2 protein-coding genes and 1 pseudogene are annotated in these 4,825 nt (G+C 67.9%); all 3 read right to left on the reverse strand.

The features are described 5' to 3' along the window. On the reverse strand, window positions 1-2,726 hold a 2,726-nt coding region (locus JOZ79_RS06295), incomplete at its 3' end, for an error-prone DNA polymerase (protein WP_294072110.1). Continuing rightward, window positions 2,726-4,555: a DUF6504 family protein gene (locus JOZ79_RS06300; protein WP_366514798.1), complete on the reverse strand. Its 1,830-nt coding sequence runs from the start codon at window positions 4,553-4,555 to the stop codon at window positions 2,726-2,728. The genes JOZ79_RS06295 and JOZ79_RS06300, both read right to left, overlap by 1 nt. Next, a pseudogene (locus JOZ79_RS06305) lies at window positions 4,473-4,825 on the reverse strand (protein ImuA); the annotation flags it as partial. The pseudogene JOZ79_RS06305 and the gene JOZ79_RS06300, both read right to left, overlap by 83 nt.

Raw genomic sequence — 4,825 nt, forward strand, 5'->3', positions numbered from 1 at the left:
TCGACGACCTCGCGGCCCTCGCTCATCTGCCGGAGCGCAACGGCGGGCTCCAGCCCTTCCGGCGGGAATTGCGCCTCGCGCTCGTCCGCCGCCGCGAACAGTGGCAACGGCGCTTCGCCGAGCCCCTTGACCTTCCATAGGCCCTGCCGCCGGTCCTCTGCGATCACATGAAACGCGTCGGCCTCCGCCAGCCGCTCGATCGCCCCGCGCGGAACACCCGCCCGGCGCCAGACTTCCTCGACGCTGCCATAGTCCCCAGGCCCACGCGCGCCGACGATCGCGGCGCCATGGACATTGGCCAGTCCGCGAACCTGCCGCATGCCGAGCCGCACGGCCATATACCGCCCGTTGGTGCGTTCGAGGGTGCAGTCCCAATGGCTGTGGTTGATCGAGACTGGCCGCACTGCGACGCCATGCTTACGCGCATCGGCGACGATCTGCGCGGGCGCGTAGAAGCCCATCGGCTGCGCATTAAGCAGCGCCGCGCAGAACACGTCGGGATGATGATGCTTCACCCAGCAGCTGGCATACGCAATCTTGGCGAACGAAGCGGCATGGCTCTCGGGAAAGCCGTAGGAGCCGAACCCCTCGATCTGCTTGAAGGTGCGCTCTGCAAAGTCCTTCGGATAGCCGCGCGCGATCATTCCGTTGACCAGCTTGTCATAGAAATGGCTGACCCCGCCGGTCAGCTTGAACGTCGCCATCGCGCGGCGGAGCTGATCAGCCTCGGCCGGCGTGAAGCCGGCGCCGACGATCGCGACCTTCATCGCCTGCTCTTGGAAGAGTGGCACGCCCAAGGTCTTTTCGAGCACGGCGCGCAGTTCGGGCCGCGGGTATTCCGGCTTCTCCTTGCCTTCACGGCGACGAAGATAGGGATGCACCATGTCGCCCTGAATCGGGCCCGGTCGCACGATAGCGACCTCGATCACGAGATCGTAGAACCGGGTCGGCTTCATGCGCGGCAGCATCGACATCTGCGCGCGACTTTCGATCTGGAAGACGCCGAGCGTATCTGCCTTCTGGATCATCGCGTAGACGTCGGGATCGTCGTCTTGCAGATCGGCCATGCCGACGCGCACGCCCTTCTCCTGCTCGAGCAGATTGAAGGCGCGGTTCATGCAGCCGAGCATGCCTAAGCCCAACACGTCGACCTTCATGAACTTGAGCGCGTCGATATCGTCCTTATCCCATTCGATGATCTGGCGGTCCTCCATCCGCGCCGGCTCGATCGGCACGAGATCGTCGAGCCGGTCCTGGGTCAGCACGAAGCCGCCCGGATGCTGCGAAAGATGGCGGGGCTGACCGATCAGCTGCCGGGCGAGCTGGAGCGTCAGCTTGAGCCTATGATCCTCGGCGTTGAGGTTGAGGCTGGCGATCTGCTCCTCGGTGATGCCGTCGACCGACCAGCCCCAGACGAGGCCCGTCAGCATCTTGGTCAGGTCGCGCGGCAGGCCGAGCGCCTTGCCGACCTCGGCCACGGCGCCTCGCGTGCGATAGCGGGTGACGACCGCGGTCAGCGCCGAGCGGTGACGGCCGTAGGTCTCGTAGATCCATTGTATGATCTCTTCACGGCGCTCATGCTCGAAGTCGACGTCGATATCGGGCGGCTCCTTGCGCTCGCCTGAGACGAACCGCTCGAACAGCAATTCGTGCTGGATCGGATCGATCGACGTGATGCCGAGCATATAGCAGACACAGCTGTTCGCCGCCGATCCGCGCCCCTGGCACAGGATGCCGCGCCGCCGGCTCTCGGCGACGATCGCATTGACCGTCAGGAAATAGGGCGCGTAGCCGAGCTGCGCGATCAGCTTCAGCTCATGGTCGATTTGATCCCGATAGGCCTGCGGCAGACCATCCGGGAACATCCGTGCCGCCGCCACTTCGGTCAGCGCCGCCAACGCCTCCTGCGCGGTGCGACCGGCCATGACCTGCTCATAGGGATATTGATACTGGATCTCGCCCAGATCGAAGTGGCAGGCGCCCGCAATATCGGCGCTTGCCTGGATCGCGTCGGGGAAGTCGGCGAACCGGCGTTCCATCTCGGCCGGCGACTTCAGATTGCGGTCCATGAACCGCTCGCGTTTGAAGCCGAGGGCGTCGACCGTCGTCTTCAACCGGATCGCGGTCATCACGTCCTGGAGCGGCCGGGCTTCGGGCGCGTGATAGAGCACATCTCCCGTAGCGACGCTGCGCACGGCCGCCGAGCGCGCCAGCGCGTCAAGTTGATGAAGCCGCTCGGTATCATCAGGCCGGCGCCGCAGTGTGAGCGCGAGATACCCGCGCTCGCCGAACAGCGTGCGCAGTTCGGCCAAGTGCGCCGCCGTCACGGCATCCGACAGATCAGGTACGAGGATAGCGATCAGCCCGTCGGCGTGGGCTGCGACATCGCTCCAGTCGAGGACGCAGCGCCCCTTGCCGCCGCGCGTCTTGCCGACCGAGAGGAGCCGCGTCAGCCGCGACCAGGCGCGGCGATCGGATGGGTACAGCAGCAGCGCGCGACCATCGGTCAGATCAACGCGCGCGCCAGCGATCATCCTGACGCCCGTGGCTTTCTGCCCATCCCAGCCGCGGACGACGCCCGCAACCGTGCCCCAATCCGCCAGGCCGAGCGTGTCATGCCCTAAGAGCTTGGCAGCGGCGAACAGCTCCTCCGGCGAGCTGCTCCCGCGCAGCAACGAGAAATGGCTCGTGACCTGAAGCTCGACGTAGGTCGTTGCGCGAGTCATCAGCCGAACAGCCCGTGCATGTACCAGCTGAGGTCGCCCGTCGGAGCCTCGACGCCATCGCCGCGACGGAACAGCCAGAAGCGTTCGCCGCTCTCGGCCTCGACCCGGAAATAGTCGCGGACCGCCCACATCTCGCCCGGACGTCGCCACCATTCCCCATGGATCCGTTCAGGCCCATCGCCCGCGACGACACGGTAGCTGCGGCCCCGCCATCCGAATCGGCGGGGCGGATGGTCGGGCAGCAGCGCAACCACGTTGGCCAGTTGCTCCGGGCGACGCAGCAACCGCACCGGGCGCTTCCATGCCGGCCAGCCCGATGGCGTGGCGAGAACGCCGACGCGATCGACCGCACGTTCGGGCACGTCGCTCTCCTGGGCACCCACCCGAAACAGGCCGGCATCGCCGACGCGGCCGGCGAGCTGATCGACAAGCGGCGCAATGTCGGGAGGCCGATCGCCGTCGATCAGGCCGCCACCGAGCGAGACAGGCAGCAGATTCTCGACGCGTGGCGCGACCAGCGTCATCGCTTCAATGCCAAGGCCAGGATCGATCCGCTCCACCCGCATCGTCAGCATGCGGGTGAGATGCTTGGGATCACGCGTCGCCCGCGCCGTGCCGAACGCGATCCTTTGCTCTTCCCCATCAACGCGGACGCAGACGAGTACCGCGGCGCGCAGGCCGAGGCCACGCATCTCGAGCACGCCCACCATATCCTCGACGAGATCGCCAATGACCTGGCCGATCGCCTCGGCGGTGCCGATCGGCTCCATCAGCCGCCGCTCGACCCGTGGCGTCTCGAAAGGCACCACGGGGATGATCGGCTCGGCGACGATGCCCCGCGCCTGGTCGAGCCGCGTGACCGTCATCATGCCGAACCGGCGAGCGAGCGGGCCGCGCGGCATCGGATAGAGGTCGGCGATTCGCTCCAGTCCGAACCGCGCGCCGGCGGTCAGCGCCTCGGCGGTGAGGCGCAATGCGACTAGCGGCAGGTCGGCGATCGCCTGTGCCTCGGCGCCGGGAGGGAGGATCAGGACCGGCTGGCCGCCGTAGCGCGCCAGCGCATGCGCGGCACCCGGCGTGCCGGCGATAGCGATCGAGGCGGTGAACCCGAGGCGGCGGAGGAAGCGGAGCAGCCGGCCGCAGAAGCGCGCTTCGCCGCCGAACAGGTGGCTGGCGCCGGTGAGGTCGAGCCAGAGACCGTCCGATCCGGCAACGCTGGCGGTGGGCGTCCAATGCGCGACCGCGTGGAGCGCGAGGCGATCAAGCCAGATACGATCCTTGTCCGGCTCGGACTCGCGTATATCAAGGTCGGCAACGAGCGCGCGGGCATGCGCCGCGACCATGCCGGGGCGAAGGCCCAGATCGAGCGCCAGGGGACAGGCGGCGGTCAGCACGTCCTTCTGGCCAACACGATCGATCAGCACGGTCGGGCGCTCCCACGCCGCGACCGTAGGCGCTGGCAGGATCGGCGCGCGCCCGGGTGCGCCCTCATCAGGAGGCATGGCCTTGAAGGGGTGGTCCGCGGGTTCGCTTCGCCGGCCGAGCATCCGGTTGGGTGGCCGCTGGTGGGCAGGCAGCGCGTCGATCTCCGTCTGAGTCGGCTTCGACGACAGCGCATCGTCGCGCGCCCAGCGCGCCCCTGGCCGCCAACCGCCCCCGCGCGGGACCGAGCAGGCGCCGGGGTCGTCGTCGCCAGAATATACCGGCGCCGTCGCGAACCGTGGCTGGAGGGAGACCGGCAGCGCCTCAGGCGGCTTGGCTGGCCGCTCCGACCGCCGCAGCCGCTCGATGGCGAGCTGGGGCAGGTAGAGCGAGGCGACCCTGGTCATCGCATGCGTCGAGTTCGAGGGAGAAAGGATTGCCGTTTCGCTGGCGGATCAGCTCCACCGACCAGCGCGGACGGCCGACGCCGGCATAGGGCAGCTTGCCCGATGATACGCAGCCAATTCGCCAGCGTGTGCAGGCCGACGAGGGCTGCTGAAACGGACAGCGGTCACGCGTGCGGTGCCGGCGATAGAGCAACATCGGCGTGCCGCCATCCGAGGCCGCGAGCTGAAGCCGGCGGGTCGCAATCTGATCGGCGGACTTCACCTCCGCGA

Origin of the sequence: Sphingomonas sp., from assembly GCF_019242355.1 — a bacterium.
Classification (GTDB): Bacteria; Pseudomonadota; Alphaproteobacteria; order Sphingomonadales; family Sphingomonadaceae; genus Sphingomicrobium.

Bases quoted from the DNA above. Each gene is read 5' to 3' on its own strand.
- JOZ79_RS06300 (WP_366514798.1), bottom strand. From the start codon at position 4,555: ATGACCAGGGTCGCCTCGCTCTACCTGCCCCAGCTCGCCATCGAGCGG.